This window comes from Streptomyces avidinii (assembly GCF_014650695.1).
Taxonomy (GTDB): domain Bacteria; phylum Actinomycetota; class Actinomycetes; order Streptomycetales; family Streptomycetaceae; genus Streptomyces; species Streptomyces avidinii.
Genome location: NZ_BMVL01000002.1, coordinates 543416 through 569002 on the forward strand (window position 1 = coordinate 543416; position 25587 = coordinate 569002).

Here is a 25587-nt window from a genome sequence, read left to right on the forward strand (position 1 = left end):
GGACGAACCGGGCAGGCAGGGGTCAGTCGGCTGGAGACCAGAAATCAGCCACCGTCCCGCTGCCCGGCGTCAGCGCTTCCCAGCCTCCGAGCACCTCCATCACCACCACTCCCGAGGTCGGGAAACCCGCCCTCACCCGCTCCGACAAGTCCGAAGGGCCGCTCCCGGCCAGGCCCACGGCCAGCTCGTGGATGCCTGGGTTGTGCCCCACCAGCGCCAAGGAGCGCAGGCCCGATCCCCGCTCCGCCAGCACGGTGGCCAACATGCTCGGCGCCGCGTTGTAGAGCCGTTCGTCGTACACGACGGGCGGTGGATTCTTCAGCGCGGCGGCTGCAAGCTGCCAGGTCTGCCGCGTCCTGCGGGCCGGGGAGCACAGCACCAGATCGGGCTCGAAGGTGGAGGCCGCAAGCCAGCGGCCCGTCCGGGGTGCGTCGGCGTGTCCGCGCTCGCTCAGAGGACGGTCGAAGTCGTCGATGGGTTGGTCCTTCGGCACGGCCTTCGCGTGCCGTACCAGCAGTAGCCGGCACTCGGTCTTCTCGTCGGGGGCCGAGGACGTGGGCGGGGATCCAGCATCCGGTGACATGGCCGTCTCCTTCCCGAGTATGCACGGTCCGGGTTGTTCGCCCGGCCTCATCCGCCCGCTGCCCGCCGGCGGGCGATAGGGTCCTCACAGAACCCCGACGCGGTGGCGTCGGTTTCGACGGCGCTCCCAGTCCGACCCGGCGCCCGAGTGGGTGGTGGCCGCCTGTCTCGCTCATGAGCCCTGAGGTGGTCTGGCGAGTCGCTCGAAGAACGTACGGTCGTCCAGGCCGCTGGTGGTGGCATCGGAGTCACGATCCCGATCACGATCCCGGGCGCCTTCGGTCGTCAGGGACGGAAGAGGACCTTCACCATGTTGTCCCGCTTCGCCTGAAAGTCCGCATACGCCCGCGGGGCGTCATCCAGCGACAGGTGATGGGTGGCGAAGCCTTCCACGCCGAGAGGGTCGCCGTCGGTCAGCAACGGCATCAAGTCGTCCACCCACCGGCGGACGTTGGCCTGCCCCATGCGCAGTTGGATCTGCTTGTCGAACATCGTGAGCAGGGGGAGCGGATCCGCGGCACCGCCGTAGACGCCGGACAGGGAAATGGTGCCGCCGCGCCGTACGAGCTCGATGGCCAGCTGCAGGGCGCCCAGACGGTCCACGCCCGCCTTCTTCATCAGCGCGGAGGCCATGGCGTCCGGGAGCAGCCCGGTCGCGGTCTGCGCGGCCTTGGCGGCGGCACTGCCGTGGGCCTCCATACCGACGGCGTCGATCACGGCGTCCGGGCCTCGGCCGCCGGTGGCGCTACGGACCGCGTCGACGAGCTCGTCTCCGTACTCGGACAGGTCGAAGACCTGGACGCCGTGGCCGGCCGCGCGGGCGAGGCGTGCGGGGACCAGGTCGATACCGATCACCTGGCCGGCCCCGCGGTGAGCGGCGATGCGAGTGCACATGTCACCGATGGGTCCTAGGCCCAGGACGGCCACGCTGCCGCCGGGCGGGATCTCGGCGTAGGCGACGGCCTGCCAGGCGGTCGGCAGCACGTCCGACAGGAACACGAAGCGGTCGTCGGGCGGCCCCTCGGGGGCGGGGATCGGGAGGGTGTCGGCGAAGGGGACGCGCAGATACTCGGCCTGCCCGCCGGGCACCTGCCCGTAGAGCTTGGTGTATCCGAACAGGCTCGCGCCGCTGCCGTGTTCATGGACCTGGGTCGTCTCGCACTGCGAGTGGAGCCCCCGCTCACACATGAAACAGGTCCCGCAGGACACATTGAACGGTACGACGACCCGGTCGCCGACCTTCAGTTCTCGTACCTCGGGCCCGACCTCGGCGACCACGCCCATCGGCTCGTGCCCCAGGATGTCCCCCGCGTCCAGGAACGGCCCCAGCACCTCGTAAAGGTGCAGGTCCGAACCGCACAGCCCGGTTGTCGTCACCTTGATCACAGCATCCGTGGGATCGACGATCTGCGGATCCGGAACAGTCTCCACCGTCACGTTGCGGCGGCCCTGCCAAGTCACGGCCTTCATCACGCCTCCTCATATCTGGGTCCGCAATCCGGACCTTTCCGTCTACCCCGTCCGGGTTCTCGCACGCACCGGGAGCGGCCTCCGGATCACATCCGAGGCCCGCTGATCTGCAAGAACGCCTAAGTGCGATCCAGATGGACGTGGATGGTCTTGCCGCCTTGCCCTGCGAGGTGTCGCACGTCGACCTCTTTGCCGAGTCGGTTGACGAGGTGCCAGCCCCATCCGCCTTCCCCCTGCTGACCGGGGTCCCGTAGCCGGGGTTCGGCACTGCTGGTGTCGCTGACGTCGACGTCCAGACCGCCGTCGGGTGTCCTGTGCATGTCCAGCACGCAGCCACCGGACGTGTGACGGACGGCGTTGGTGACCAGCTCGCTGATCACCAGCAGGGCCGTATCGCGTGCGACGGCCGTGAACGCGCGGTCGCCCGCCTCGGACGGTTCCAGGAGGCCGCGGGCTGCGCTCCTGGCAGCCCCCGCGGCACCCGGACCGTTCAGCTCCAGGTGCAGGATCGGGAGGAGGGGCATGGATCGGCTCCGAAAGCCACGACGAGTCCAGGGGCGTACGGGGTGTAACGCCCTCCGTTGTGCCCCTGCCCCCTGCGGCCCGGCCCAGTCACCCCCGCAATCGAATACGCGCCGGTCGCTTTCGCAGCGGGGAAGGACGACGATGGAGCAGGGGCCGGCGGAGAATCGAGGCGTGCAATGACTCGTGACGCTGCGGAAACGGCGCAACAGTGAGCGCGGAAAAGACCGTCCCGGCGGTGCCGCAATGCCTGGGGGCGGTTCTGGCGTGGGTGCTCGAGCGCTCCCACGGTGCCTCCGCACTGGAGCTGCCCGGTGTGATCGGTGAGGCCGCCCGCCGACTCGGGATCTCGCGGACCCGTCTTTACCTGGCCGACCTGCAACAGCGGCGCTTGCTCCCGCTGCCCCGGCCCGACCTCACGGCGGAGGAACGCAAAGGTCTCGGCGTCGAGGGCTCCCTCGCCGGTCTGGCCTACCGCACCCAGGAAGTGCAGTCGACGCGCGGCGGGGACACGACCTGGTTCCCCATGGTCGACGGCATCGAGCGGATCGGGGTCATGCAGACCCTCACCTCCGGCCCCGACTCCGGGCTGCTGGAGGCCAGCCGTGCGCTGGCGAGCCTGGCCACCCTCTTGGTGGTATCAAAATCCACCCACCACGACCCGCTCGTCCAGGGGCAGCGAGTACGGCCCATGACCCTCCAGGCCGAACTGCTGTGGGCGTTCCTGCCGCCCCGGACCATCGGCACCGCCCTGGCCACTTCCTCCGCCGTGCTGGAGCCCGCCTACGACATCGGGGGCGACGCCTTCGACCACTGCTTCATCGACGGGGTCCTTCACCTGACGCTGGTCGACGCTATGGGTCACGACCTCGCTTCCGGGGGCGCCAGCGGCGCCGCTCTGGCCGCGTGCCGCTCCACCCGCCGCTCGAGCGGCGACCTCCCCGACATCGTCTCCGCCATCGACCGCACGCTGGCCCAGTGGATCCCGGACCGGCTCATGACCGCCGTCATCGCCGAACTCGACACCGCTCAAGGAGACTTCACCTGGATCAATTGCGGCCACCCGCCGCCGCTCCTCATCCGCGACGGCCACGTGCTGCAGAACGCCCTCGAACGCCCGCCCCATCTCCCCCTCGGCTTCGGCTTCCACACCCCGGTTCCACCGGCACAGGAACACGTGCGGCTCCAGCCCGGAGACCGCGTTCTGATGTACAGCGACGGCATCACCGAAGCGCGCTCCCCCGAGGGCGACCTCTTCGGCGAGGAACGCCTCGCCGACACCGTCATCCGCTCCACCGCCTCGGGCGACAACGCCCCCGAAGCACTGCGCCGCCTCGTCCAGAACCTTCTCAGCCACCACCAGCACCACCTGCGCGACGACGCGACGATCCTGCTCATCGAATGGCATCCCTTCCCCCGGACGCACTGACCGGGCCGGGGGTGCTCCGGCCGGAAGCGCGTCGCCCGGTCGGGCCGTCCGTGTTAGATGCGCATGAGGCAGGGCAGGCGCAAGGAGCGATCCTCTCCGAGGAAGGCGCGCAAACCGACCGCGACGGCGTCGGGGCCCAGGCGGCCGCTCGTACGGCATGGGCGGGCCCGGCCCGGGGCGAAGGGCCCCCTCCGCAGCCGTCGGAAGGGAGTTTCGTCATGTCCGGGCGGAGGCTCTCCCACGAGGAGAAGATGGAACTCGCCGGCATCGAGAGCGCTCTGTGCGACGAGCCGTCATTCCGCGTGCTCTCTTCCGAGTACGGCCTCGTCCCCGCTCACGGGAAACGACGGCGGGCCGGGTCCTGGAGCCTTCCTGCCGCATTGTGGTGCGCCGTGTTCCTCTCCTTGGCGCTGCTCGTGCTGGCCACTGCCACGTCGGCGCCGCCCCTGATCGCGGCGTTCGCCGTCAGTTACGCCATGACGTCGGGTCTCCTGGTGGCCCTGGTACGCCAGTGGTGCGCCAGGCATCCCGACGGCCCGGAGAACTGACGCCGCCCCGCGGCTGTCACTCCGTTGCCCGGCCCAGGGTGAACAGGGCTCCCTGCGGATCCCGCAGCGCGACCTGCGAGCGTCGGTCGGCATCGGCCGGACCAGGCACCTGTGTCGCCCCCTGTGCGACGGCGCGCTCCCGTGCGACGTCCAGGTCGGGGACCTTGAAGTGGACCAGCCACCGGGGACGGTCGTAAGACTGCTCGGCACCCGCCTCGACAGGCCCGCTGTTCAGCCTGGCGACCGCTGCACCGGCACTGCGCAGCACCACCCGCTCATCCTCGTAGGAGGCCGCGCAGTACCCGGGAACGTCCTCGCCCCGCCTGTTACACAGCAGGACTCCATGAACACCGATGCGAAGGAGCGGACGGATGGAACAACCGGTACAGCAGCCACGGACGTCCGCGGCGCCTGACAGGTGAACGCGCCGTTCCCATGGCCTCGATCGCCCGATCCGGCTTCGTCGCGGGCTCCCGGTTGACGGTACGGCCTCGCGTCCGTGCCCCTCGTCCACCGTGCCCGGGTCGGGGCGGCCTGCCTGACCGGACTCGGGTACGTGTACGGCGCGCCGTCGGACGCCGCTGTCGGATGAACCGTGCTCAGGTCCGGCGCTCGGGTCCAGCCGGGATTCAGTGGCCGAGAGCGCGCTTGAGTTCGGCCTTGTCCACCTTCGACTTCTACGGCTCAGCCCGCCGCGCCGTCGACGCGCGCAGGCGGACCTGCTCCTCCAGGCGTGCGAGGAGGGCCTCGTGCACCGTCGACCGGCCCATGAGCACGCACAGGTGTAGGCAGCGTCCATGGCGCGGAGCGCCGCGGGGTCCCCGGGCGCGACTCCGAGGCGGGCCCGGCGGCCCCGCAACCGGGTCAGAACCTCCTCGACCCGGGTCCTGGCCGGCAGGATCCCGACGAGCGGTCCCGCCGGCCGCCCGGACGTACGAGCCGCCTCCATCGGTTACCGGCCGGAGACACGTGGGATCCCTTCCAGGGCGGGGCGGGGCGGGAGTCGTCCGCGGCGTGACGACGCGCTTACGGAAGGATTCCCGCGGGGCGCGCAGTGGTACCTGCGGCACGCCCGTGCCCGTGGCGCGTGCGGGCTCCGGAATTTCCGTGGGGCGGCCACGGTTCGCCCGGCCCGAGCCATGGGATGGTGGGAGGGATGGACCAGCCTGGTTCCGTCGTATCGAGGCTTCGGCGCCCCAGCCTGCCGTACGGGCGCCCCCTCGCGGCCTTCACGCGCCGGACATGTGCACGGCGCCAGCCGTGCACCCGGACGAGGCCCTTGCGGGTCTGCTGTTCAAGGCTGCCGCCCCGTGGGCCGTCTCTTCCGGATCTTGCCGGGCCCGCGACGCCCGGCACCGCACCCGGCCGCGTTGTCGGGGCGCCCGAGTACGCCCACTACAAGGGCGCCTCTCCGCCTTGCCGGACACGGCACCGGACGCCGCGGGCTCGGCCGACAAGATCCGAAAGAGACGGCCCAGGTGGGGAAGCCCCGTGACCTCCTGTCTTACCCGAATCCAATTCCTGGGCGCCTACGCCGTACTGACCCCGTGTCCCGGGCCCCGCACCGGCCGGGTCGCGGAATGCCGGAGCCGAATCACTCCGGCTCTTGCTCTGCTCCGGCCCGGCGTCACGTGTCTCGTCCTGGATGTCGGGTACCTCTCGGCCGCCGATGCCACCGATGTCCTGCCGGTCGTGCGGGCCTGGGCCACTCGGCGCTCGGTTTCCCTGGTACGGATCGGGCGCGATGATGCCCCGGGGCATCCGCCCGTCCGCCTCGTCCACATCCCGCGCACCGCGGAGGAACGCTTGCTCCGGCCCCCGCTCGCGGCGCGGGTGATCGTGCAACGGGCTACGGGAATCCGCCTCGCGCACTGGGCGGACCCCCGTGCCGCAGCAGCTGACCGCCCCGGCAGCGGTGTAGGCGACAGTCACCCGGTCAATGGTGCAGGTGCTGGGCCCGATGAAGGAAGATGGGGTAACGGGCTGCCACTGGAGGTGAAGCGCCGTGGATCCTGTCCACCCCGACGACCTGCCTTCCGGGGGCGGCGGTCCGCTCCCACAGGACGGGGAGGAGGGCAGGCTGCACAGCGTGTTCAGCGGTGCGGTCGACGGCGTTGCCAGCCACGACGTGCCCGCTGCCCTGTGCCGGGCCTGCGTGGACCTGATGGACGTCACCGGAGCCTCGGTGTCGCTGTCCGGCGAGGACCCCGACATCCGCACCCTGTGGTGGTCGAGCGACGAAGTGGCCGGCCGCCTCGCCGAAGCCCAGTACACCCTGGGCGACGGACCCTGCGTCACCGCGCTCACCCACCTCGCCCCTGTCCTGGCCGCCGACCTCACCCGCGGGCCGGATGCCGCCCGCTGGCCCGTCTTCTCCCAGCAGGCCGTCGAACTGGGCGTGCGGGCGGTGTTCTCGCTGCCGCTGAACCACAGCGCCGTCGCGATCGGCACCCTCGACCTCTACCGCGACCGCACCGGCCCCCTCACCGAGAGCGACCGCTCCTTCGCGTTCCCCGCCGCCGACGCGATCACGACGGCCCTTCTCGCCCTCCAGGCGCAGGATTCCGGAGACGGCCTCGGAGCGTCCTGGCTGGACGAGGCGGAGACGGACCACGAAGAGGTCCACCAGGCCACCGGAATGATCATGGTGCACCTGGGAGTCGACCCCCACCACGCACTGGCCCGCCTGAGGGCCTACGCCTTCTCCCACGGACAGACCGTGACGGAGGCGGCTTTCGACGTCATCGCCGGAAGAATCAGGTTCCGTGACTAGCCCCGCCCCCACCCGCGGGCCTGAGGAGGGAAGCAGTGAAACCGGCATGAACACCCGCGAGCGACAGCTCACCGAAGCGTTCGTAGCGCTCAGTGACACCCTCGCCGACGAAGTGGACGCACTCGTCCTCCTCGGCCGGCTCACCCGGCACAGCGTCGCCCTGACCCGCATCGACGCCGCGGGCGTCATGCTCGTCAATTCCCGCGGACACCTGCGCCCCGCCATTGCCACCGAGCACACGCTGGAACTCACCGAGATGTGGCAGGCCCAGATCCGGCAGGGTCCCTGCATCGACGCCTTCAACCAGGGCATCCCCGTGCACGCCGACGACCTCGAAGCCGACCGGGACCGGTGGCCCGATTTCGTTCCCCTCGCCCTTACCGCCGGCTATCGGAGCGCCCACGCGGTGCCCCTGATCGCCCAGTGCCAGACCATCGGCGCCCTCAACCTCCTGGTCGGGCGGCCCACCCCCCTCGACGAGGCCGAGACACACCTGCTGCGCGCCCTCGCCGATGTCGCCACCACCGCGCTGATGACGTGGAAGAAGGACGGCCTCCGATCCGAGGACATCGTCACCTCCACCCAGGCAGTTCTGTCCGGGAAGGCCGTCTTCGACACCGCCACCGGGATGCTCGCCGCGACCGCCGACATCACCCCGGCCCAGGCGGCCCGGCACCTCAGCGCCTTCGCCGACCGTCACCACCAGCGCCCCACCGAGATCGCCGCCGACATCGTCCAACGCCGCATCACGCCCCAGGCCGTGCTGGGCGAGCTGTCGTGATGCCCACCGACGCGAGGGGGCGGTCGGTCCATAACGAGTCACCCTCACGCCCCAGTCGGCGAAGTCCTCAGATGTACAGGGACACGCCGACGCACAGGGGGGCCCGTCCGTGTCACCTGTGACCGTTCACGCCGGCCGCGATGAGGGAGACACCGATGCCCCGCAGCCAAACGTCCTTGACCAGGGCGATTCCCTGCTGTGTGGGACGCAGGCTGCCTTCTTCCCGTATCGGAAGCCGGGCGGCGGCCCAGTCGTATAGGCGTGGCCCTTTGGCGCCGTCGCCGCAGGAGAGCCGCTGCCATGCTTCCTGCGGGGCCTGGCCGATAAGATCGGTCGATGCGCGGAGCCGTCGGCGGCGCGATCGGCCGGGGCGAAGCCCGTCACGTCGGTTCGGAAGTAGACATCATGCGGAGGATCTGCTCCCGTCCCCCACGATCGGCGCGTACTGCGTCCCCGAATAGCCTCTGCTCCGGGACCGGGTAGCGCGGTGGCCGTTTGCGAGGCGAGACCCAGTACACCCTGACGTCATCGTCGAAGCGGTCGGTGCGCGCCGGATGTCGTTCAGGGTGATCGGCGACAGCTGGGCTTTCCAGGCCCTTGCTGGGTGCCATGACGTCCGCGGCCACATGCCAGGGGTCGTGCTCCAGCAGCCCTGCGTACAAAACGGCCGGGTGGTGGGCCTTGAGCCACGCGGACTGCAGTGCGGGCACGGCGGCGGCCGCGGCGTGCACACGGAGAAGCCGTAGGAGCCGAACCCCTTGATGATCTCCCACACCTCTTGCAGGACCGTTGGGGAGCCGCGCCCATGAACCACCTTCTGCGCTGAGGCCGTCGACACAATCGTCTTCAACGCCCGCCCTGCTCGCCCCGACCGTGCTGGGGGCCTGGGGGCCGCGCTCGGCCTGATCCCGCCGGCGGCCACCGTCCAGCCCGGCCGAGTCGGTGAACCTGATGGCTTCCAGCCCATCCCGGATTCCGAGCCGCGCTGCTGTGACCCGTAAGCCGGGCGCGCTGCGGTCCTCCGCAGCGTCAGCCAGACAGACAGACAGACAGACAGAGTGATGAAATGACGAACTGTCAGAACGTTTACACATAGTCCAGGGTTGCGTTCAATTTTCGAGTCTGGAACTGTCACTCGAGTAACTCACCCCCCTCACAGCGGACTTCGGAGCGCTACCCCTCCGGGCTTCACTGCCCGGCGCCTTGCCCCGGCGCGGCGATACGGACGAAATGCCTCCTTTGCGTGCTCTCTGCTCGTGGCTACGGCCCACGGAGGGCACCAGCCGCTTCGCCAGGACAAACTGGGAGACCAGGCAACAGTGAAACGCACGAGCACCCTCGCCCCTGACCGCAGCACTGCTCGCTTCATCCGCCCCCCTCGGCCTCGCCACCATGGGAGCCGGTACAGCACACGCCGCGGCCCGCACGTACTTCGTCAGCCCCAGCGGCAAGGACAGCAACTCGGGCACGTCCACCCGAGCTCCCTTCCGGACCCTTCAGAAGGCCGCGGACAGCGTCGAGCCGGGCGACACCGTCTCGATCATGAACGGCACGTACTCCGAGCCTTCGGCGGGGTCGAACGTGGTGACCATCAAGCGCTCCGGCCTCTCCGGAGCCCCCATTACGTTCACCGCTCACCCCGGCCACCATCCGGTGATCCACCCGATGCAGGCGTGGAACGGCATCAGCATCCACGGCGCCTCCTACATCTCCATCAAGAACCTCGAGGTCAAGGGCAACAACGCAGCCCTCACCCTGGCCGGAGCAGAACGGGAATCCAAGAAGGGCGACCCCACCTACAACACCAACTGCATCTCCGTGGAACAGGACCGGTCCACGGGCGCGCTGTCGCACCACGTCGAGGTGACCGGCAACGAGGTGCACGGCTGCGCCGACGGCGGCATATCGGCCATCGACTCCGACCACGTGACCATCTCCGGCAACCACGTGTTCGGGACCTCCTGGTACGCGGTGGACGCAACCAGCGGCATCTCCGTCCTGACCCCGCGCGACGTGGGTGGCGGCGACGCCGGGACGTACAAGATCCGCGTCACCGGCAATCGCGTCCACGACAACGAGACCAAGATCAAATGGGAGAAGTGCGGCTGCTACTCCGACGGCAACGGCATCATCATCGACACCCTCAAGGGCGACGCCGATCACCCCGCCTACAGCGGACGCGTCCTGGTCGCCAACAACCTCTCGTACGACAACGGCGGCTCCGGCATCCACTCGTACAAGAGCCAGCACGTCGACATCGTCCACAACACGGCCTACGCGAACGGGCGCAGCACCCGCATGGAGAGCTACGCGAACATCTTCGCGCATGACAGTACCGACGTGCGGCTGCTCAACAACATTGCGTACGGCCGGCCGGGGCAAGCGACGAACAGCAAGTCCCGCAATGTGGACGTCACCTACGACTACAACGTCTACTTCGGCGGTAAGGCCCCCGAGGTCCAGGGCCCGAACGATGTCATCGCCGATCCGAAGCTCACCAAGGCGGGCACCGGCGCGGACGCGGACTTCCGGCTGAGCGAGGGATCCCCCGCCGCCGGCTCGGGTACGCCGTTCGCCGCCGTCACCACCGACTTCACCGGAGCCCGCCGGGCCGGCGGCGCGCCCGACCGGGGCGCCTACGGCTTGGGCGCCAAGAGCAGCGGCGTCCCGGGAAATGCCTCCGCCGCCTCCTCTCCCGGCCGGCAAGGGGACGCCCCCGCCGGGAGCGGCCGGTCCGCCGGAAGTGACCCCACCGCATCACCGGGCGTGCAAACCGGCGACGGCAGCAATGGCGGCTCCGGGCTGAAGCCGCACAGCGGAAGCGGTCCGCTCGCAGAGACAGGCGGCTCCGACCCTGTACTCCCGCTGGGTATCGCGGCGGTGGTTCTCGCCCTCGGCGGCGGTCTCCTCTTCGTGGCGCGGCGCAAGCGCTCCTGATCCCTGCGGATCACTTGGGGCGCCATGACGTGGTGCCGGCCCCGCCCCCTCTCCAAGGGTCGGCACCACCGCGCGCCCGCCGGGCACGCACTCACGAGCCCGGTTCGCCGAACGGGCCTCGGCCCCTGGCAGACTGGCCACTATGGCGGCGGCAAGGCACCGGATCGAAGCGGCGACACTCACAGGTGGGTCGGTACCCGACCCCCCGCGCGTTGCCTGGCGCAAACAGATGAGGCAGCGTGTATTGGATGCCGCTCGCGACCTCACGTGCGAAGCCGGCTGGGACCAGGTCAGCCTCTTGGCCGTCGCTGCCCGCGCCGAAGTGTCGCGGCCGTCGGTGTACAAGGAGTTCGGCAACCGCGCCGGCCTGGGCCGTGCGCTGGTAGTCCGTGAAACCCAGCAGTTTCTGGCGGGTGTGGCCGATGCCCTCTATCCCGGGGTGCCCGATTCCCATGACTGCCTCCGGGCAGCCATCCTCTACGTACTTGAGGAGGCCGAGAGCCAGCCCCTCATACGGGCCGTCGTCACAGCCGCCCGAAAGGGCTCCGACAGCCTCCTGCCCTACCTCACCGCCCGAGCGGACCCGATCTTCTATGCCGGTCAAACCCTCGTCCAGGGCTGGCTGGCCACGCGATACCCGGAACAGCACACAGCTTCTCTGCAAATAGCAGCGGACGTCATCGTCCGCATGACCATCAGCCATCTCATCCTGCCGGCCGACGAACAACATCTCACCGCGGAAAGACTGGCGACTGCAGCCCTGAAACTACTGCAGTAAGGAGCACTCGCGGGAAGGTGACACCCGCAGCCTCCGCACGGCGACCGGCACCCGGTTGCGCCGCCGCTCACACCCCACCGCCCCCAAGATGGGCGAGCACTTCGCCCGAACAGCCTCTGCTCCGTACGAGCGAGACGGGCCGGCTCTCCACCGGGCTTTCCCGCACCGCCGGCCTGCACCTCGTTCGGCAGTCCGCACCGGCTCTCCGGCGTGTGCCTTCCGCTTCCCGGGACGGGCGGGGTCACACTGTTTTCTGCATCCGTCCATACGCCCGGGTCGGAATACGGAACGTCGCGCCGGAAGGCCCGCCTTGAGCTGGAACGCTGATGTCACCATCGTCGGAGCAGGAGCAGCGGGGCTGTCCCTGGCGGCTCACCTGGCCGGTCCTCCCTCCGGGTCAGGGTTTCGGCCGAGCGTCTTGATGGTGGAGGCACCGCCGGGGCCCCTGCGTTCGCCGGACCGGACCTGGTGCTTCTGGGAGGCGGGCGGGGGGCCGTACGACCACCTGCTCGAAGGGAGTTGGGACCGGCTGCGCGTGTACGGGCCTGACGGGACGGTTGTCGACCGGTCATTGGGGGCTCTGAGGTACAAGATGCTCAGGTCGGGCCGCTTCGAGGAGGCCATGTCCGAGCGGCTGCGCACATCCGGGATTGCGGTGCGGCAGCTCACGGTCGAGCGGGTCACGGACACCGGTGACGAAGCTGTGGTGTGGGGCCGTGATGTGGCAGGGGTTGTATCGGGCCTTCGGTCGGGTCTGGTCTTCGACTCGCGGCTGCCCCCTCGGCTGCCGGCCGCCAGGACCACGCTGCTGCAGCATTTTCGAGGCTGGTTCGTCCGGACTTCGAAGCCGGTCTTCGATCCGAGTGCGGCCGTCCTGATGGATTTCCGTCTTCCCCAGCCTGCCCGCGGCTTGGCTTTCGGGTACGTCCTTCCCACCAGCTGCCACGAGGCTCTGGTGGAGTACACGGAGTTCTCCCCCGCCACCTTGGACGAAGTCGCTTACCAGCGCGCCCTGAGTCGCTACTGCGGCAGCATCCTGGAGTTGGGCGAGTACGTGGTGGGCGAGCAGGAACAGGGCGTGATTCCCATGAGCGACGGGCGCCTGCCCCGTCGCCATGCGCGCCGGGTCTTCCCCATCGGTGTCGCGGGCGGGGCGACCCGCCCGTCAACCGGGTACACATTTGCCGCGATCCAGCGGCACAGTCTGTACGTGGCCCGCGCCGTCCGGGAAGGACGCTCTCCGGCCCGCGTGCCGGCCCCGCACGCACTGCGGGCGCGGACGATGGACGCCGTGCTGCTGCGGGCCCTGGACACCGGCCGGGTTGACGGCGCCCGATTCTTCACACAGCTCTTCTCGTCCGTGCCGGCGGAACGGGTGCTGCGGTTCCTCGACGGAGCCACTTCTTTGTGGGAGGACGTCGGCGTGGGCATGCGTACGCCTGTGGTTCCCATGCTGCGCTCGCTGCTGGATCTTCCCCTGGTTCCTCGGTCCGCGTCTGCCTCTTGGCCGGTGCATCGCTGAAAGGCTCCCATGTCCCTGCTGCGCGACGATTCCCTGTCCGAGGCGTTCGACCACGCCGCGGCCCGCTATGACTGGATGGTTTCGGCGAGCCCCGGCTATCACGGGCACCTGCGCCGCTCTGCCCGGCGGCTGGGTCTGCCGGACGCCGGGCGCGGTGCCCGTGTCCTGGATCTGGGGTGCGGCACCGGTGCATCGACCGCTGCACTGTTGTCGGCGGCGCCGCTGGCCCACATTACGGGTGTGGACGCTTCTGCGGGCATGCTCGCAAGGGCGGCGGAGAAGCCGTGGCCTCCCGGTGTCCGCTTGATCGAGGCCTCGGCGGACCGGCTCGGTGCTGCGGGCGTCGAGGGACCCTTCGACGCTGTCTTCGCCGCCTACCTGTTTCGCAACGTGACCGACACCGACCGAACACTGAAGTCGGTGCGCGCCGTGATGGCACCCGGTGCCCGGATCGCCGTGCACGAGTACGCACTCAGCGGTAGGCGCATGGACCGGATGTTGTGGACGGCGGTGTGCCGGTCGGTGATCATCCCGCTGGGCAGGGCGGCTGGGGACGCGCGGTTGTATGAGCACTTGTGGCACAGCGTGCTGGGGTTCGACACGGCGGCTGAGTTCGCGGGAAGGATGCGGGAGGCAGGGTTTTCCCGGGTGCGGGTGCTACCGCTGCCGGGGTGGCAGAGGGGGATCACGCACACATTCGTCGGGGTCGCGGCGTGAGGGGGCAACCGTATCCGGGGCGGGACCGGCGGGCCCACCGGGTCGAGGTCCAGGGTGGGCGGGCGCGCCTGGAGCGGGGTGAGCGGCGGGTGGCCGTGGTGGGCGGGGGGATCGCCGGGCTGTCGGCGGCCACCGTTCTGGCCGAACGCGGGGTGCAGGTCACCTTGTACGAGCGGGACGCGCAGCTCGGGGGGAGGCTGGCCGGGTGGCAGACGCGGCTGGCCGACGGTTCACAGGCCACGATGAGTCGCGGCTTCCACGCGTTCTTCCGCCAGTACTACAACCTGCGGGCGCTGCTGTGCCGGACCGATCCGGGCCTGCACAGCCTGACCGGACTCGCGGACTACCCGCTGCGCCACCGGAACGGAGGGCAGGACAGCTTCGCGCGCGTGCCGCGTACGCCGCCGCTGAACGCTCTCGGGTTCATCGCACAGAGTCCGTCCTTCACGTGGCGCGACCTGGGACGGATGAATGCGCGGGCAGCCCTGCCGCTCCTGGACGTTGCGGTGCCGCAGGTGTACGAAGCGCTGGACGGGACGAGCGCCACCGATTTCCTGGCGGCCATCCGTTTCCCCGACGCCGCGCATCATCTGGCATTCGAGGTGTTCTCGCGGAGCTTTTTCGCCGACCCGGCGGAGCTGTCGGCGGCCGAGCTGGTGTTGATGATCCACATCTATTTCCTGGGGTCCAGTGAGGGGCTGCTGTTCGACGTGCCGCGTGAGCCGTTCCCTCACTCGTTGTGGGAGCCACTGGCCCGTCATCTGGACGGGCTCGGTGTGGAGATCCGCACAGGCACGGCGGTAGGCCAGGTCCGACCGGCCGGCCGGGAGGGGATGACGGTCGTCGCGCAGGCGGGCGGCGAGGGGTACGACGCGGTGGTGCTGGCTCTGGACACCGGTGGGCTGCAGTCGGTAACCGCTGCCTCGCCCGATCTGGTGAGCGCTGCGTGGCGGACGCGGATCGGCGCTCTTCGGACGGCCCCGCCGTTTCTGGTGTCGCGGCTGTGGCTGTCGCAGCCGGTGGCCGGGGAGCGGCCCGGGTTCCTGGGCACCAGCGGCTACGACGGCCTGGACAACGTGAGCGTCCTGGACCGGTGGGAGGGCGAAGCGCACCGTTGGGCGCTGGCGAGCGGCGGCTCGGTGGTGGAACTGCACGCCTACGCCGTGGATCCCGCCCTGCCACGCCGGATGGTTGAGGAGGGACTGGTGAACCGGTTGAGAGAGGTCTATCCGGAAACCGTTGACGCAAAGATCATCGACGCCCGCCACGAGTGGCGCGCGGACTGCCCCTTGTTCACCGTGGGCGGCTACCAGGACCGGCCTACGGTGCGTACCGCTGATTGCCGGGTGGTGGTGGCCGGGGATCTGGTGCGTACGGGGTTGCCGGTCGCGCTGATGGAGCGCGCTGCGACCAGTGGTTTCCTCGCCGCGAACGCCCTGCTTGAAGGGTGGGGCGCTCGCGGCGAGGCGTTGTGGACGGTCCCCCGCAAGGGCCGTCTGGCTGCCGGCCGGGCACTGGCGGGCCTGGGGCGCCGGTGATCCGGGGCGCGGATGCCCACGGCCTCGTAAGCCTTGCGGGGTCAACCGGGGTAGCGGCCAGTGCTGCGCAGTTGCCAGCGGCGTTCGGCGTAGGCGAGGTCGTCCTTCCACAGACGTCCGGCGGCGTGCCGGATCAGAGGGCGTAGGAGTGGCGCGGCGGTGCGGGCGGCGGTGAAGCCGGTCCGGTGGGATGTGGCGATGACGGCTTCGGTGACGCGGGTGCGGGGGCTGCCGTCGCGCGCGGGCCCCAATGGTGTGGCGTGGGTTTCGACAACGGATCCGACCCCCTCGCCGTCGGTGATGCGCATGACCACGGTGCGGGGGTCCGGGGCGGTGAACTCCGCCGTCACGGGTACGACGAGACGGCCACCCAGTTTGAAGGAGACCTTCACGGTCATGACGTCGGTGGTGGCCCCGTCGTCGAGGACGGTGAGGTCGGCGAAGGAGTAGGGGTGAAACCAGGCGCCGTGCCAGGGATCGAGTCGGTTGGCGATGATGTCCTGGGGCTCGCACAACCCCGTGCCGGTGTAGACGGCGGCCAGCGAAGATCCGGAGGGCGGCCGGGGCGGGATGGAGGGTGCCTCCAGCGGGTCCTCGCCGCCGTGGTCGTCGAGCCGGACCCAGGCCAGAATGCCGTCGTCATGGGCCGGGAAGGGCTGCCAGCCGGCGAACGGGGCACCGTTGAGGGCCAGTCCGTGCCAGGGACAGACAAGGGTTCCGCAGCGGACCGGAGCGTCGGCAAGCGCGGCACCCAGGTGCGGACAGGCCCCGGGCCCGGCGATCAGGGTCCCGGCGCCGTCCCGCCACGCCACGATTTCGGTGCCTTCAATGGTCGCGCCGTAGCCGGCATCACGGGGTACGGACGTGCTGGCGCCCAGGACGTACCAGTTGCCTGCCGGGCGCGTCTGCGCCCGTTTGAGGGCGGCCGCGATGATCCGGGGAGAGGCGGCGCGCCACGTCGGCTGCTGCCGATGCCAGGGCAGGGGGCCCCGGCGCAGGCTGATCGGCAGACGGTGAAAGGGACGGGCGCTCATCGAGGCTCCTCCAACGCTTGGCCGGCGAGGTCGGGCCGGTCCGCAGGGGCGGCGGTCAGACGGGCTTTGCTGATCGCGGCGAGCCCCGCGGCGGCAACGGCCCCTCGGCGGAGCAGGGGGACGGAGGATCGGTGATGGACGCTGGCGTAGCCGTCACGCGCGACGGCGTCGAGGATCTCCCCGTACAGCACGCAGGCGGTACGCACGCATGGCCGGGAGACGGGGTCGAGCATCTCGATGCCGGGCGCCGCCTTGGCGTAGAAGCCCCTGGTGAGCTCGGTAGCGGCCTGGAGGGCGCGGGTGATGCGGGGGTCGCGCCGGTCGGTGCGCCTGCTCCATTGCAGCAGGTCGCGGTCCACGCCATGGGCGGCGAGGAGGTCGGCGGGCAGGTAGACGCGGTCGCGGTCGAGGTCTTCACCGACGTCGCGGACGAAGTTGGTCAGTTGGAACGCCTCGCCGAGAGCGGCTGCGTGCGGGGCGGCTTCTTCGCGGGAGGTCACGTGGCCGAGGACCGGAAGCATCTGGAGGCCGATGACGGCGGCGGAGCCGTGCATGTAGCTCCGCAGGGCCTCAAGGGTGGGGTAGTCGGTGACGGTGAGGTCGGCGCGCATCGAGGCGAGGAAGTCATCGAAGTAGTGGCGGGGGATGTGGTAGCGGTGCGCTGTGTGGGCGACCGCGTTGACGACTGGATGACGGCCAGGGTCACCGTCCATGGCCGTACGTACGTCTTGCGAAAGCCTCTGGAGCTGCTGCGCCCGGTGTTCGGTTGAGGTGGGGGCACTCAGGTCGTCGACGATGTCGTCCGCGAGGCGTGCGAAGCCGTAGAGGGCATGGACGGCGGGGCGGCGGGAGGGTGGCAGGAGCCGGGTGGCTAGGAAGTATGTCTTCCCGTGGCGGGCGTTGAGGTGGCGGCACTGGGTGAAGGCTGCGCGTTGGGTGGGGTCGGTGATGCGGGCGGCATCGAGTTCGCGTCGTGTCATGCGCTGTGTCCTTGAGGCGCCGTGGACGGGGCGGATGGGTTTTTGGGGCGAGGCCGGGCGAGGCCGGTGATGCGGGCTGCGGCGAGGCGGCCGGAGATCAGGACGGTGGGCACGCCGACGCCGGGGGTGGTGCCGCAGCCGGCGAGGACGGCGTTGCTGGTGCCGTTGGGGAGGTTGCGGGGCCGGAAGGGGCCAGTCTGCGGAAACGTGTGGGCGACGGAGAAGGGTGTTCCGGCGGCGTGGCCCTGAGCTGTCCAGTCGGCGGGGGTAACGAGGGCCTCGGTTCTGATGGCGTCCTCGAAACCGGTCAGGCCGCGCTGCTCCAGCTCGCGCAGCAGGCTGTCGCGATAGCGGGACCCCAGGTCCTTCCAGGAGGTGACCGAGGGGCCGATGGTGGTGTTGGGGCAGGGTGCGAGCACGTAGTGGATGTGTCGCCCGGACGGAGCCAGGCTCGGGTCGGTCGCAGTGGGTCGGGTAATGAGAAGGGAGGGATCGCTCATCAGGTGGCCGGTGCGGGTGAGTTCCTGGAAGGTTTGCCTCCAGGCGGCGCCGAAGGAGATCGTGTGGTGGGCCAGTTCGGGCCAGGTCCGGTCCGTCCCGGCGTGCAGGACCACCGCCGACGGCGAATGGCGCAGGGCGAGGGGGCGGCGCGGGCGGGCGCCGAGCAGCCGGTAGGCGGCGGGAAGGTCTGGGGTGAGGACCACGGCGTCGCAGGGGATGCGCTGCTGGTCGGTGATGACGGCGGTGATCCGCTCGCCGGTGCGTTCCAGGGCAGTGACGGTCTGACCGTACTGGAGGCTTGCGCCGGCCTCCGCGGCAGCCGCAGACATAGCGGTGGGTACGGCGTGCATGCCGCCCTGGGGGAAGTACACGCCGGCGATGGTGTCCATGTAGGCGATGACGGCGTAAGCGGCCAGGGCGCGGGCGGGTGGGATACCGGCGTAGAGGGCTTGGAAGGAGAAGACGCGCTGGAGTCGCTCGTCGGTGAGGAAACGGCTGATCTTCGGCTGAAGGCGGCCGAAGCCGCCCAGGGCAGCGAGCCGGGCCAGGTCGGGGTTCAGCAGGGACAGTGGCGAGTCGAAGTTGCTGTCGATGAATCGGTCCATCTGCGCCTGGTAGATGTCGTGCAGCCACCGGCGCAGACGGCGGTATCCTGCGACCTCGCGCCCTCCGGCGAAGCGTTCGATCTCGGCTTCCATCGCCTCGGCCCCGGTATGGACGTGCAGGCTGGTGCCGTCCGCGAAGCTGGCGCGGTAGGCGGGGTGCAACGGGTGCAGGGTCAGCCGGTCGGAGATGGACTGGCCTGCGGCGGCGAAGGCTTCTTCGAGCAGGTGCGGCATGGTGAGCACGGTCGGACCGCTGTCGAAACGGTAGCCATCGGCTTCGATGAGCCCGGCTCGGCCGCCCGGGAGCAGGTCACGTTCGACGATGGTCACGCGTCGATGGGAGCCGAGGAGATGGAGCGCTGCGGACAGCCCCGCGAGTCCGGCGCCGACGACGACGACGTGGTCGGTACGCCCGGTGATCGTCTTCATCAAAGGCTCCCGCGGTCAACTGTGCCGGTGGCCTGCTGCTCGGGCGGTACGGCAATCTGACGCAGCAGCCCGGTCAGGTGCACAGCGGCGGGCCCGCTCAGATGTGCTGCACGCAGGTGGTGTTCGGCGGCACGGCCCAGGCGCGCAATGCGTCGTTCGACTCGCTCCGGAGCGCCGGTGGAGACCAACGCCTCACGGACAGCGGCCAGCGCCTTGCCGGAGAGTTCGGCGTCCCCCCGGCAGGAGTCCAGAAGGTCAGTGACGGACGTGTCCTTGGTTGCCCGGGCGCGTGTGTGGGCCAGCGCGATCAGGTAGGTGGGCTTTCCGGAGCGGATGTCGTCCCCGGAGGGCTTGCCGGTCGCCATGGGATCGCCGAACACGCCGAGAAGGTCATCCCGTAGTTGGAAGGCGATTCCAGCGCACCGGCCCGCCGCACCCAGGGCACGGGAGGTGCTCTCGTCGGCTCCGGCCAGGACCGCGCCGAGGGCCAGGGGCCGTTCCACCGTGTAGCGGGCGGTCTTGAGGCAAACGGTGCGGATGGCCCGGGTCGCGGAGCGGGATGAGGTGGCCTGACCGTGCAGATCGAGGTACTGGCCTGCGACCATCTCGGTTCTCATGGCACGCCAGAGATGCCGGACACTGGCGCGTTTCGCGGGTTCGAGGTCAGTGGTGGCGACCAGGTCGTCCGCCCAGGACAGAGCGAGGTCGCCCGCCAGAATGGAGGCGGAGTGAGCGAAGGACTCAGTGACAGCCTCGCGAGCGGGGGCCGGGTATTGCAGAGCGAGCTGTGTGTGGAAGGAGGGCCGGCCCCGGCGCACCGAGGAGTGGTCCATGACGTCGTCGTGGATCAGGGCGCAGCTCTGAATGAGTTCGAGAGCTGCGGCAATGCGCAGGGCCGCAGGTGTTTCGTAGTCCGATCCGCCACATGCTCGCAGGGCCCACCAAAGGAAGCGCGGGCGGATCCGTGAGCCGCCGCTGAGGGTGTAGGCAGCCAGCCGTTCGGCAATGTCCGTGGCGAAGACGGGGTCCAGGGTACGGCCGAACGCGATGAGCTCGTCGCAGCGGCTCTTCAACTCTCGGTGTACAGCTGCGACGACGTCTTCGTCGACTGTGGCGGCCAGGGCGCCGGCGAGCCTTGCGGGCGATGTATCGGAGAGGGTTGGATGTCGCGCAGACGACACTTCTTCCATTCGGTCCTCCGTGTCGTGAAGTGGCGTATGCCGCCTGTTTCGCGTCGACAGGGCGGACGGATGCACTCGCCGGTGTTCCCGTGGCTCCGCGCCCCATATGTCCCCCTCCAGGCGTGGGGCTCAGACAGACCACCCGGCCCATCCACCCAATGGGCGCATCTGCGGAACGGGGTACGGCTTCGGCGCCGTCGCGGAACAAGGCGTGGTGCTCTCAGGGTCCGGAGACCAGCGACGTTTTGGGGCTCGGGTGAGCCGCGCTGGAGGAGCCAGATGGTGCCGAAGATGCCAAGGAAGAACTACACGAACTCCGGCTGCCAGTTCTCGGTCACGTCAAGGGGCGAAGTCCCTGAACATCAGGTACTCGCCGAGCGTCAGTGGCTGGAGCCCATCGGGGGGCGAGGACCTCGTTGAATCCGGGCACCCGGTCCCACGTTCGGGCGACGCGATGAGATGGCGTCCCGCCACATGGCGGCCGGCGACAACGAAGAGCGCGAAGATAACAAGACGGATGGGACTCTCGAGAAGGCTGCTGCCGGCGTACGGCTCGTGGAGGCTCTGGTTGCTCGCGTGCCCGGATTCCGCCGCCCCGCGCCGGCCCGGCGCAAAGGGGATCACCACGCGGTCCCCCGGCTTCGGAGAAGTGACGTCCGGTCCCACCTCCTCCACGATGCCCATGGGCTCGTGGCCCAGGATGTCGCCTGCGTCGAGAAAGGCATCGAGAACCTCGTAGAGGTTCAGGTCCGAGCCGCGGAGGCCAGAGGCCAGTGGTCGTGATCTTGACGGACCCGTCGGCGCGGTCGCGGATCGTGAAGTCGGGCACGGTGTCGACGCGTACGTCCCGCTTGCCGTGCCATGTGAGTGCCCGCAAGCACTTCCTCCGGCGAACCGGGCATGGGGGGCACGACCATGCCGGCCTCCACCCCGATCCGCAGGTAGCGCAGGATGTGGGGCTTGTGCCGCAGCCACAGCGGTTCGCCCTCAGGTCACACGTGCATCACACGTGCATGGCTGCTCCGCTACCCCGTTCCACACCGGACAGCAGCACAGCCCTGTCGGGTCCGCATGATCTGTTCGGGGATCGATCACTGGTCGGGGATCATTGTGCGGGCGGCAGGCGCAGGGCGAGGACGGCGATGTCGTCGCTGCTGTCCTGGGCCAGGCCGGCCAGGAGTTCGTCGAGGAAGGTGGGGACGTCCTCACGGGCGAGGGCGGCAGCATGCTGGCGGAGCCGTTCCAGACCGGTGTCGAGGTGTTCGCGAGGGCGCTCGACGAGGCCGTCGGTGTACAGCAGGACGGTGGTGCCCTCGGCAAGGAGCTCTGAGGCGCTGGGACGGGCGGTGTGCGGGTCGACGCCCAGGAGGATGCTGTGGCCGCCGGTCAGGTAACGAGTGTCGCCGTCGTGGGTGATCAGCAGAGGGGGCGGGTGGCCGGCGTTGGCGTAATCCAGTGTCCACATTCCTTCGCTGGCCGCCACCAGGCGGGAGTACACGCCGGTGGCGGTCTGGCCGCCGTAGAGGGTGTCGGTGGCGATGTCCAGGCGGCGCAGGATGTCGCCTGGCGGGTCTTTGCGGTCGCAGGCCAAGGCGCGGAGCATGTTGCGGAGCTGGCCCATGGTCACGGCGGCCGGGAGGTCATGTCCGGTGACATCGCCGATGATCAGGGCCGTGGAGCCGTCGGGAAGGCGGAAGCAGTCGAACCAATCCCCGCCGACTTCGGCGGCGGAGCGGGCCGGGATGTACCGGGCGGCCACGCTCAGCGGGGTCAGGTCCGAAAGGCGGGGCAGGAGGGAGCGCTGCAGGTGTTCGGCTGTGTCCTGGACCGAGGCGTAGAGGCGGGCGTTATCGACGGCGAGGGCCGTGCGCTGTGCCAGATCGTCGATCAGCGCGAGGTCGTCCGCGGTCAGGGCGAGCTGGTCGCCGCTGCGGGCCAGGGTCAGGGCGCCCAGGACGTGACGTCGGGCCCGTAGCGGGGCGATCACTGCGGACTTGACGCCGAGGGTGCTGAAGAGGCGGACCTGTGCGGCCTGCAGCGCGGACGCATCTCGGGCGGCGAGAACTGCTGCGGGATCGGCCAGGAGCGGGCCGGCGCCGCGCAGCACTCTGGCAAGGGGGTCGGTGCAGGTCTGCGTCATGGACGGAAGCGGGCCCTGCAGGTGGCCGGTCGGCCGGCTGGGGTCGAAGTGCTCCACCACGGCTCTGTACGGTCTTCCGTGCTCGTCGAGCAGATCGGCGGCGCACCAGTCGGCCAGCTGCGGCACCAGCACCCGGCACAGCCGCCGCAACGCTTCCTGGCCGTCGAGCGTGCTCGAGAGTGCGTCGGTGGCCTCGGCGAGCAGCGCCAGTCTCTGCAACGCAGTCTGGAGCACCGCGTCCACATCGTTGTCGGCCCCGCTGGCGCCGCGCTCCGGACCCCTGCTCATACCGCTCTTTCTACCCGGCCTCTGCCCCGCGAGCGTGGCGCCGCCCGCATACCTGAGTGACCCCGACCCCGAACGCGGGCCCACAGCCCCTTCCAGGTCCGCAATCACGGCATGCCACGATCTCTGGCCTGGGAAAGGCTGCACCGCCGGGCCCTACCGGCGATCTTACGGCGTCACGGGTGGTCGGGACGCTGCTCAGGCGGGGTGGGACCGCCCGTCTGAGAACGGCTTTCCCGGTCCTCCCCCGTCTTCGTCGCGTTCTTCGGCTGGGCTGCCTTGAGGTGCCTGCTCTCCTGCGGGGTCGCGGCGCCCTTACCACTGCGCCGTGCCTCCGGCTGCTGTGCATCACCCACGATCTCGGTCCTCTCAAAGTGCCGAAGGGGTCACCTGCGGTTGAGCGGCCCCCATACGCCTTGCTGCTGCTCGATCTCCCTTTCCGCTTCGTCGATCACTTTCTGATTCACCCACCCCAGGGGCTCCACGTCCCGTACGACGGGTTCGTTGTCGGGCCCGCGCCCGGCCTCGGTGCCGAGGAGCAGCCAGGGTCTGACCCAGGTGTCCTTCACTCGCGGCAGATGCGAGTAGTCGTACAGCCGTCGCGCGGCCCACGTCCGCAGCGGCCGCGGTCCCCACCAGTCCTCCACGTCCATAGGATTCGCCGACAGACCAGGCAGCTCGACACCGGTGAGCTCGTCCCTGCTCGACGCCTCGGGGAGGAGATCGAACTGCGGGCCTCTCGACCAGCGCACATAAAGCCCGCGGCGGCTGGAGAGCAACCCTGTCAGCTCATCCAACGACCCGATGACCGCCATCCGTGACCAGTGCGATGAGCCGCTCATGAGATCGCCTTCCGCGTGGTCGGGTCACGGCCCCTACGATCCGGGTGGCCATCGGCCCCGCACGGCTCGCTCGGAAGTGGAGCTGTACTCATGGGGCACGTACCCGCCGTTGTCGAACGCACTCGCGGGGAGCGGCATGTGGCGGCATCTGCGTAGTTCGGCTGGCAGGGCATGGCGGGGCGGCGGCCGGCTGCGCCATAGGCCGTGGATGGGGTGGGCATCGGCGACCAGGGCTACCGCGGTGATCCGTTTCCCGGCGAGCTCCGGGTAGACCTTGAGGCTTACGGTCGAGGCGATGACAATGTTCAGGCCGTGCTGGCCGCTCCGGAAGGGGTCCGGGGGCAGGATGGCAGGCGGGGTGGGGTTGCTGTCCCAGACGCTCACTTCGACGCGGCCGTCGGCCACTTCAAGGGTCAGCCGAATCGGACCGGATGCGTACTTGCGGGCATTGGTGACCAGCTCGCTGACGATCAACTCCACCACCTCGACCACACGAGCAGAAACCACCAGACCGTGGAGAACTTGTATCTCGTCAAAAAATGAGTGAGCCAGGCGGCGGGCGTCTGCGAGCCTCTCCCACTCATTGAGCAGGAAGGAAGCGCCGATCGGACCGGGGCCGGGCCGTTCGGGCTGCTCGTCCGTACCCAGACCGCCCATAACGCTGCCTACGTGCCCGGCAAGGGCCTCGGTCGGACCGCGATGGGGCAGTCGTGCCAGTGTCGCCCCATCGCAGCCGGGCACCGGGACCTGGCTGACCAGCTCGCGAGGCCGTTCCCTGGCCATCATCAGCAACGCCGACCGCGCGATGGTCATGCTCCTCGATGGCGAGACCGATGCCGGCGAGCACGCACTCAGCCCCGGCGCCGGCAGCTCAAGCAGCGGCTTCGTCCTGGCGAACGGACAACACGACGAGTATCCCGAGGAGGCCACCGTCCCACTCACAGAAGCGATGGGGATCGTAAGCCACATCCTCACAACAGGTGCCCCACCCTCAGACGCTCCTTGGGCGATCGACCGTTGACGAGGCCACCACCCGGGGAATTACGTGGAGTTAGCCTGGAGGTATGAGGAGTGACCGTCCGCAACCGGCTCACCGAGCTCGGCGAACGGCTCGACGCGGAGAAGAAGAACGCTCCGCGCGATCCGGTGGCCGCGCCCAGCCCGTCCAGCAAGTAGAGACCGGATCGCGCTCGCCTCTCACGCATTCGCCGTCCTCAGCCGGGAAAACGCATAGTGCGAAGGTGCCATGAGGATGAGGATGGAGCGCCGAGATGGACGGTGCAGCGACAGAACTGCGACGGGCCCTCGAGTCGAGCTGTCTCGCGCAGGCCGAGATCCTGCGGATGGACGGCTCCACACGTACCTCGACGGGCCAGTTCCTCACCACGGTGCGAGAGGGCAGGCGACTGGTGCAAATGTTCGAGGCGCCGGCTGACGCGATCAGCGAGGGAATCATGGTCGGGGGCCGGAGGTACCTGGCCGCGGAGGCGAACAGGCACCTTTTGCACGGCAAGCAGGCGGACTCCGGGGTGATCGCCGTCCGACGGCCCCCGTTCGTCGTCGTAGGCCTCTACGAATCGGGCCAGCCGTCGGCCGACGCCATCCTCGCCGTGGATCGGCTCGCCGCACTGCTCGCTTCCGGTTCCCCGTAACCGCGCCCCCGACAGCGCAGAAACCAGGCGAAGCGGGAGGAAAACAAACTGCCTACTGCCCGCGAGCCGACTGCATCGCGCCGGCGAGACCATCCTGGAAACAGCAGAAACATGAAGGAGCCGGAGGTCGGCGCACTGCTCATCCGACAACAGGAGCAAGAGCATGCCGACCCGGAGATCGTGGCGAAGGTGCCGGCGAAGGGCAAGGCCCCCGCCCAGTGAAAGGACGGCGATCGTGCAGGACGAGGCGGTGACCATCGGTACCGACGACGAGCAAGAGGCCGTTCACCAAGCCCGCGCCCGCACTGCCGGGCGCAGACAACGATGGCGAACCGGTCCGG

The 25587-nt window shown here is 69.7% G+C and carries 21 protein-coding genes and 1 pseudogene; 10 read left to right on the forward strand and 12 right to left on the reverse strand.

What is annotated here, in order from left to right; translation table 11 throughout:
- Positions 1-22: 22 nt before the first annotated feature.
- The 3 genes from IE257_RS06805 to IE257_RS06815 all read right to left on the reverse strand — a co-directional run bounded on the left by IE257_RS06805 (position 23) and on the right by IE257_RS06815 (position 2576).
- A complete protein-coding gene (locus tag IE257_RS06805; protein ID WP_189965665.1) occupies positions 23-583 on the reverse strand; it encodes a SixA phosphatase family protein in 561 nt (186 codons plus the stop codon).
- 284 nt (positions 584-867) lie between these two features.
- On the reverse strand, positions 868-2052 hold the full coding sequence (locus IE257_RS06810; RefSeq protein WP_189965667.1) for an alcohol dehydrogenase catalytic domain-containing protein: 1185 nt from the start codon (positions 2050-2052) through the stop codon (positions 868-870).
- Between the two features lie 119 nt (positions 2053-2171).
- Positions 2172-2576, reverse strand: coding sequence for an ATP-binding protein (locus IE257_RS06815; RefSeq protein ID WP_189965669.1), 405 nt, complete (start codon positions 2574-2576; stop codon positions 2172-2174).
- A gap of 209 nt (positions 2577-2785) precedes the next feature.
- On the opposite strand from IE257_RS06815, the gene IE257_RS06820 reads away from it, so the two are divergent.
- The gene (locus IE257_RS06820; protein WP_229920166.1) at positions 2786-4003 is read left to right on the forward strand and encodes a PP2C family protein-serine/threonine phosphatase; all 1218 of its coding nucleotides are present in this window, start codon (positions 2786-2788) and stop codon (positions 4001-4003) included.
- 218 nt (positions 4004-4221) lie between these two features.
- The gene (locus tag IE257_RS06825; protein ID WP_189965671.1) at positions 4222-4551 is read left to right on the forward strand and encodes a hypothetical protein; all 330 of its coding nucleotides are present in this window, start codon (positions 4222-4224) and stop codon (positions 4549-4551) included.
- A gap of 16 nt (positions 4552-4567) precedes the next feature.
- Here IE257_RS06825 and IE257_RS37970 read toward each other — a convergent pair whose 3' ends face one another.
- Complete coding sequence (locus tag IE257_RS37970) at positions 4568-4822, reverse strand: VOC family protein (protein WP_229920167.1); 255 nt, start codon at positions 4820-4822, stop codon at positions 4568-4570.
- A 1734-nt stretch (positions 4823-6556) separates the two neighbouring features.
- Between IE257_RS37970 and IE257_RS06835 the strand changes: the two genes are divergently transcribed.
- From IE257_RS06835 to IE257_RS06865, 7 genes are all read left to right on the forward strand, one after another.
- Positions 6557-7324, forward strand: coding sequence for a GAF and ANTAR domain-containing protein (locus IE257_RS06835; protein ID WP_229920168.1), 768 nt, complete (start codon positions 6557-6559; stop codon positions 7322-7324).
- A 46-nt stretch (positions 7325-7370) separates the two neighbouring features.
- A complete protein-coding gene (locus IE257_RS06840) occupies positions 7371-8105 on the forward strand; it encodes a GAF and ANTAR domain-containing protein (protein ID WP_189965675.1) in 735 nt (244 codons plus the stop codon).
- A 1392-nt stretch (positions 8106-9497) separates the two neighbouring features.
- Positions 9498-11042, forward strand: a complete 1545-nt coding sequence (locus tag IE257_RS06845; RefSeq protein ID WP_189965677.1) for a right-handed parallel beta-helix repeat-containing protein — start codon at positions 9498-9500, stop codon at positions 11040-11042.
- Positions 11043-11184: 142 nt separating this feature from the next.
- A complete protein-coding gene (locus IE257_RS06850) occupies positions 11185-11820 on the forward strand; it encodes a TetR/AcrR family transcriptional regulator (RefSeq protein WP_189965679.1) in 636 nt (211 codons plus the stop codon).
- Between the two features lie 88 nt (positions 11821-11908).
- Positions 11909-13342 carry a lycopene cyclase family protein gene (locus IE257_RS06855; protein WP_189965681.1) on the forward strand — a complete coding sequence of 478 codons (1434 nt, stop codon included), beginning with the start codon at positions 11909-11911 and terminating at the stop codon, positions 13340-13342.
- 9 nt (positions 13343-13351) lie between these two features.
- Complete coding sequence (locus tag IE257_RS06860; RefSeq protein WP_189965683.1) at positions 13352-14059, forward strand: class I SAM-dependent methyltransferase; 708 nt, start codon at positions 13352-13354, stop codon at positions 14057-14059.
- Complete coding sequence (locus tag IE257_RS06865; RefSeq protein WP_372452949.1) at positions 14056-15597, forward strand: FAD-dependent oxidoreductase; 1542 nt, start codon at positions 14056-14058, stop codon at positions 15595-15597. The genes IE257_RS06860 and IE257_RS06865 overlap by 4 nt, the downstream gene beginning before the upstream one ends.
- A gap of 41 nt (positions 15598-15638) precedes the next feature.
- Here IE257_RS06865 and IE257_RS06870 read toward each other — a convergent pair whose 3' ends face one another.
- The 8 genes and pseudogenes from IE257_RS06870 to IE257_RS06905 all read right to left on the reverse strand — a co-directional run bounded on the left by IE257_RS06870 (position 15639) and on the right by IE257_RS06905 (position 24407).
- The gene (locus tag IE257_RS06870) at positions 15639-16631 is read right to left on the reverse strand and encodes a Rieske (2Fe-2S) protein (protein ID WP_189965687.1); all 993 of its coding nucleotides are present in this window, start codon (positions 16629-16631) and stop codon (positions 15639-15641) included.
- Positions 16628-17611 (reverse strand): phytoene/squalene synthase family protein, encoded by a 984-nt coding sequence (locus IE257_RS06875; protein WP_189965689.1) that lies wholly within the window; start codon positions 17609-17611, stop codon positions 16628-16630. Before IE257_RS06875 ends, IE257_RS06870 begins: the two co-directional genes overlap by 4 nt.
- The gene (gene crtI, locus IE257_RS06880; protein ID WP_189965692.1) at positions 17608-19146 is read right to left on the reverse strand and encodes a phytoene desaturase family protein; all 1539 of its coding nucleotides are present in this window, start codon (positions 19144-19146) and stop codon (positions 17608-17610) included. The genes IE257_RS06875 and crtI overlap by 4 nt, the downstream gene beginning before the upstream one ends.
- Entirely contained in the window at positions 19146-20336 is a 1191-nt protein-coding gene (locus IE257_RS06885; RefSeq protein ID WP_189965694.1) for a polyprenyl synthetase family protein, read from the reverse strand. The genes crtI and IE257_RS06885 overlap by 1 nt, the downstream gene beginning before the upstream one ends.
- A gap of 603 nt (positions 20337-20939) precedes the next feature.
- Positions 20940-21204 (reverse strand): annotated as a pseudogene (locus tag IE257_RS37975) (alcohol dehydrogenase catalytic domain-containing protein); the annotation flags it as partial.
- A gap of 228 nt (positions 21205-21432) precedes the next feature.
- On the reverse strand, positions 21433-22755 hold the full coding sequence (locus IE257_RS06895; RefSeq protein WP_189965696.1) for a PP2C family protein-serine/threonine phosphatase: 1323 nt from the start codon (positions 22753-22755) through the stop codon (positions 21433-21435).
- Positions 22756-23138: 383 nt separating this feature from the next.
- Complete coding sequence (locus tag IE257_RS06900) at positions 23139-23594, reverse strand: DUF6098 family protein (RefSeq protein ID WP_189965698.1); 456 nt, start codon at positions 23592-23594, stop codon at positions 23139-23141.
- A gap of 33 nt (positions 23595-23627) precedes the next feature.
- Entirely contained in the window at positions 23628-24407 is a 780-nt protein-coding gene (locus IE257_RS06905) for an ATP-binding protein (protein ID WP_229920170.1), read from the reverse strand.
- Between the two features lie 458 nt (positions 24408-24865).
- Between IE257_RS06905 and IE257_RS06915 the strand changes: the two genes are divergently transcribed.
- A complete protein-coding gene (locus tag IE257_RS06915) occupies positions 24866-25246 on the forward strand; it encodes a profilin (RefSeq protein ID WP_189965702.1) in 381 nt (126 codons plus the stop codon).
- The last annotated feature ends 341 nt before the right edge of the window (positions 25247-25587 follow it).

Excerpts from the sequence above, each read along its gene's own strand:
- IE257_RS06805 (WP_189965665.1), bottom strand. The coding sequence starts at position 583 with ATGTCACCGGATGCTGGATCCCCGCCCACGTCCTCGGCCCCCGACGAG.
- IE257_RS06810 (WP_189965667.1), bottom strand. The coding sequence starts at position 2,052 with ATGAAGGCCGTGACTTGGCAGGGCCGCCGCAACGTGACGGTGGAGACT.
- IE257_RS06815 (WP_189965669.1), bottom strand. The coding sequence starts at position 2,576 with ATGCCCCTCCTCCCGATCCTGCACCTGGAGCTGAACGGTCCGGGTGCC.
- IE257_RS06825 (WP_189965671.1), top strand. The coding sequence starts at position 4,222 with ATGTCCGGGCGGAGGCTCTCCCACGAGGAGAAGATGGAACTCGCCGGC.
- IE257_RS06840 (WP_189965675.1), top strand. The coding sequence starts at position 7,371 with ATGAACACCCGCGAGCGACAGCTCACCGAAGCGTTCGTAGCGCTCAGT.
- IE257_RS06845 (WP_189965677.1), top strand. The coding sequence starts at position 9,498 with ATGGGAGCCGGTACAGCACACGCCGCGGCCCGCACGTACTTCGTCAGC.
- IE257_RS06850 (WP_189965679.1), top strand. The coding sequence starts at position 11,185 with ATGGCGGCGGCAAGGCACCGGATCGAAGCGGCGACACTCACAGGTGGG.
- IE257_RS06855 (WP_189965681.1), top strand. The coding sequence starts at position 11,909 with ATGGGCGAGCACTTCGCCCGAACAGCCTCTGCTCCGTACGAGCGAGAC.
- IE257_RS06860 (WP_189965683.1), top strand. The coding sequence starts at position 13,352 with ATGTCCCTGCTGCGCGACGATTCCCTGTCCGAGGCGTTCGACCACGCC.
- IE257_RS06870 (WP_189965687.1), bottom strand. The coding sequence starts at position 16,631 with ATGAGCGCCCGTCCCTTTCACCGTCTGCCGATCAGCCTGCGCCGGGGC.
- IE257_RS06875 (WP_189965689.1), bottom strand. The coding sequence starts at position 17,611 with ATGACACGACGCGAACTCGATGCCGCCCGCATCACCGACCCCACCCAA.
- crtI (WP_189965692.1), bottom strand. The coding sequence starts at position 19,146 with ATGAAGACGATCACCGGGCGTACCGACCACGTCGTCGTCGTCGGCGCC.
- IE257_RS06885 (WP_189965694.1), bottom strand. The coding sequence starts at position 20,336 with ATGGAAGAAGTGTCGTCTGCGCGACATCCAACCCTCTCCGATACATCG.
- IE257_RS06895 (WP_189965696.1), bottom strand. The coding sequence starts at position 22,755 with ATGAGCAGGGGTCCGGAGCGCGGCGCCAGCGGGGCCGACAACGATGTG.
- IE257_RS06900 (WP_189965698.1), bottom strand. The coding sequence starts at position 23,594 with ATGAGCGGCTCATCGCACTGGTCACGGATGGCGGTCATCGGGTCGTTG.
- IE257_RS06905 (WP_229920170.1), bottom strand. The coding sequence starts at position 24,407 with ATGACCATCGCGCGGTCGGCGTTGCTGATGATGGCCAGGGAACGGCCT.
- IE257_RS06915 (WP_189965702.1), top strand. The coding sequence starts at position 24,866 with ATGGACGGTGCAGCGACAGAACTGCGACGGGCCCTCGAGTCGAGCTGT.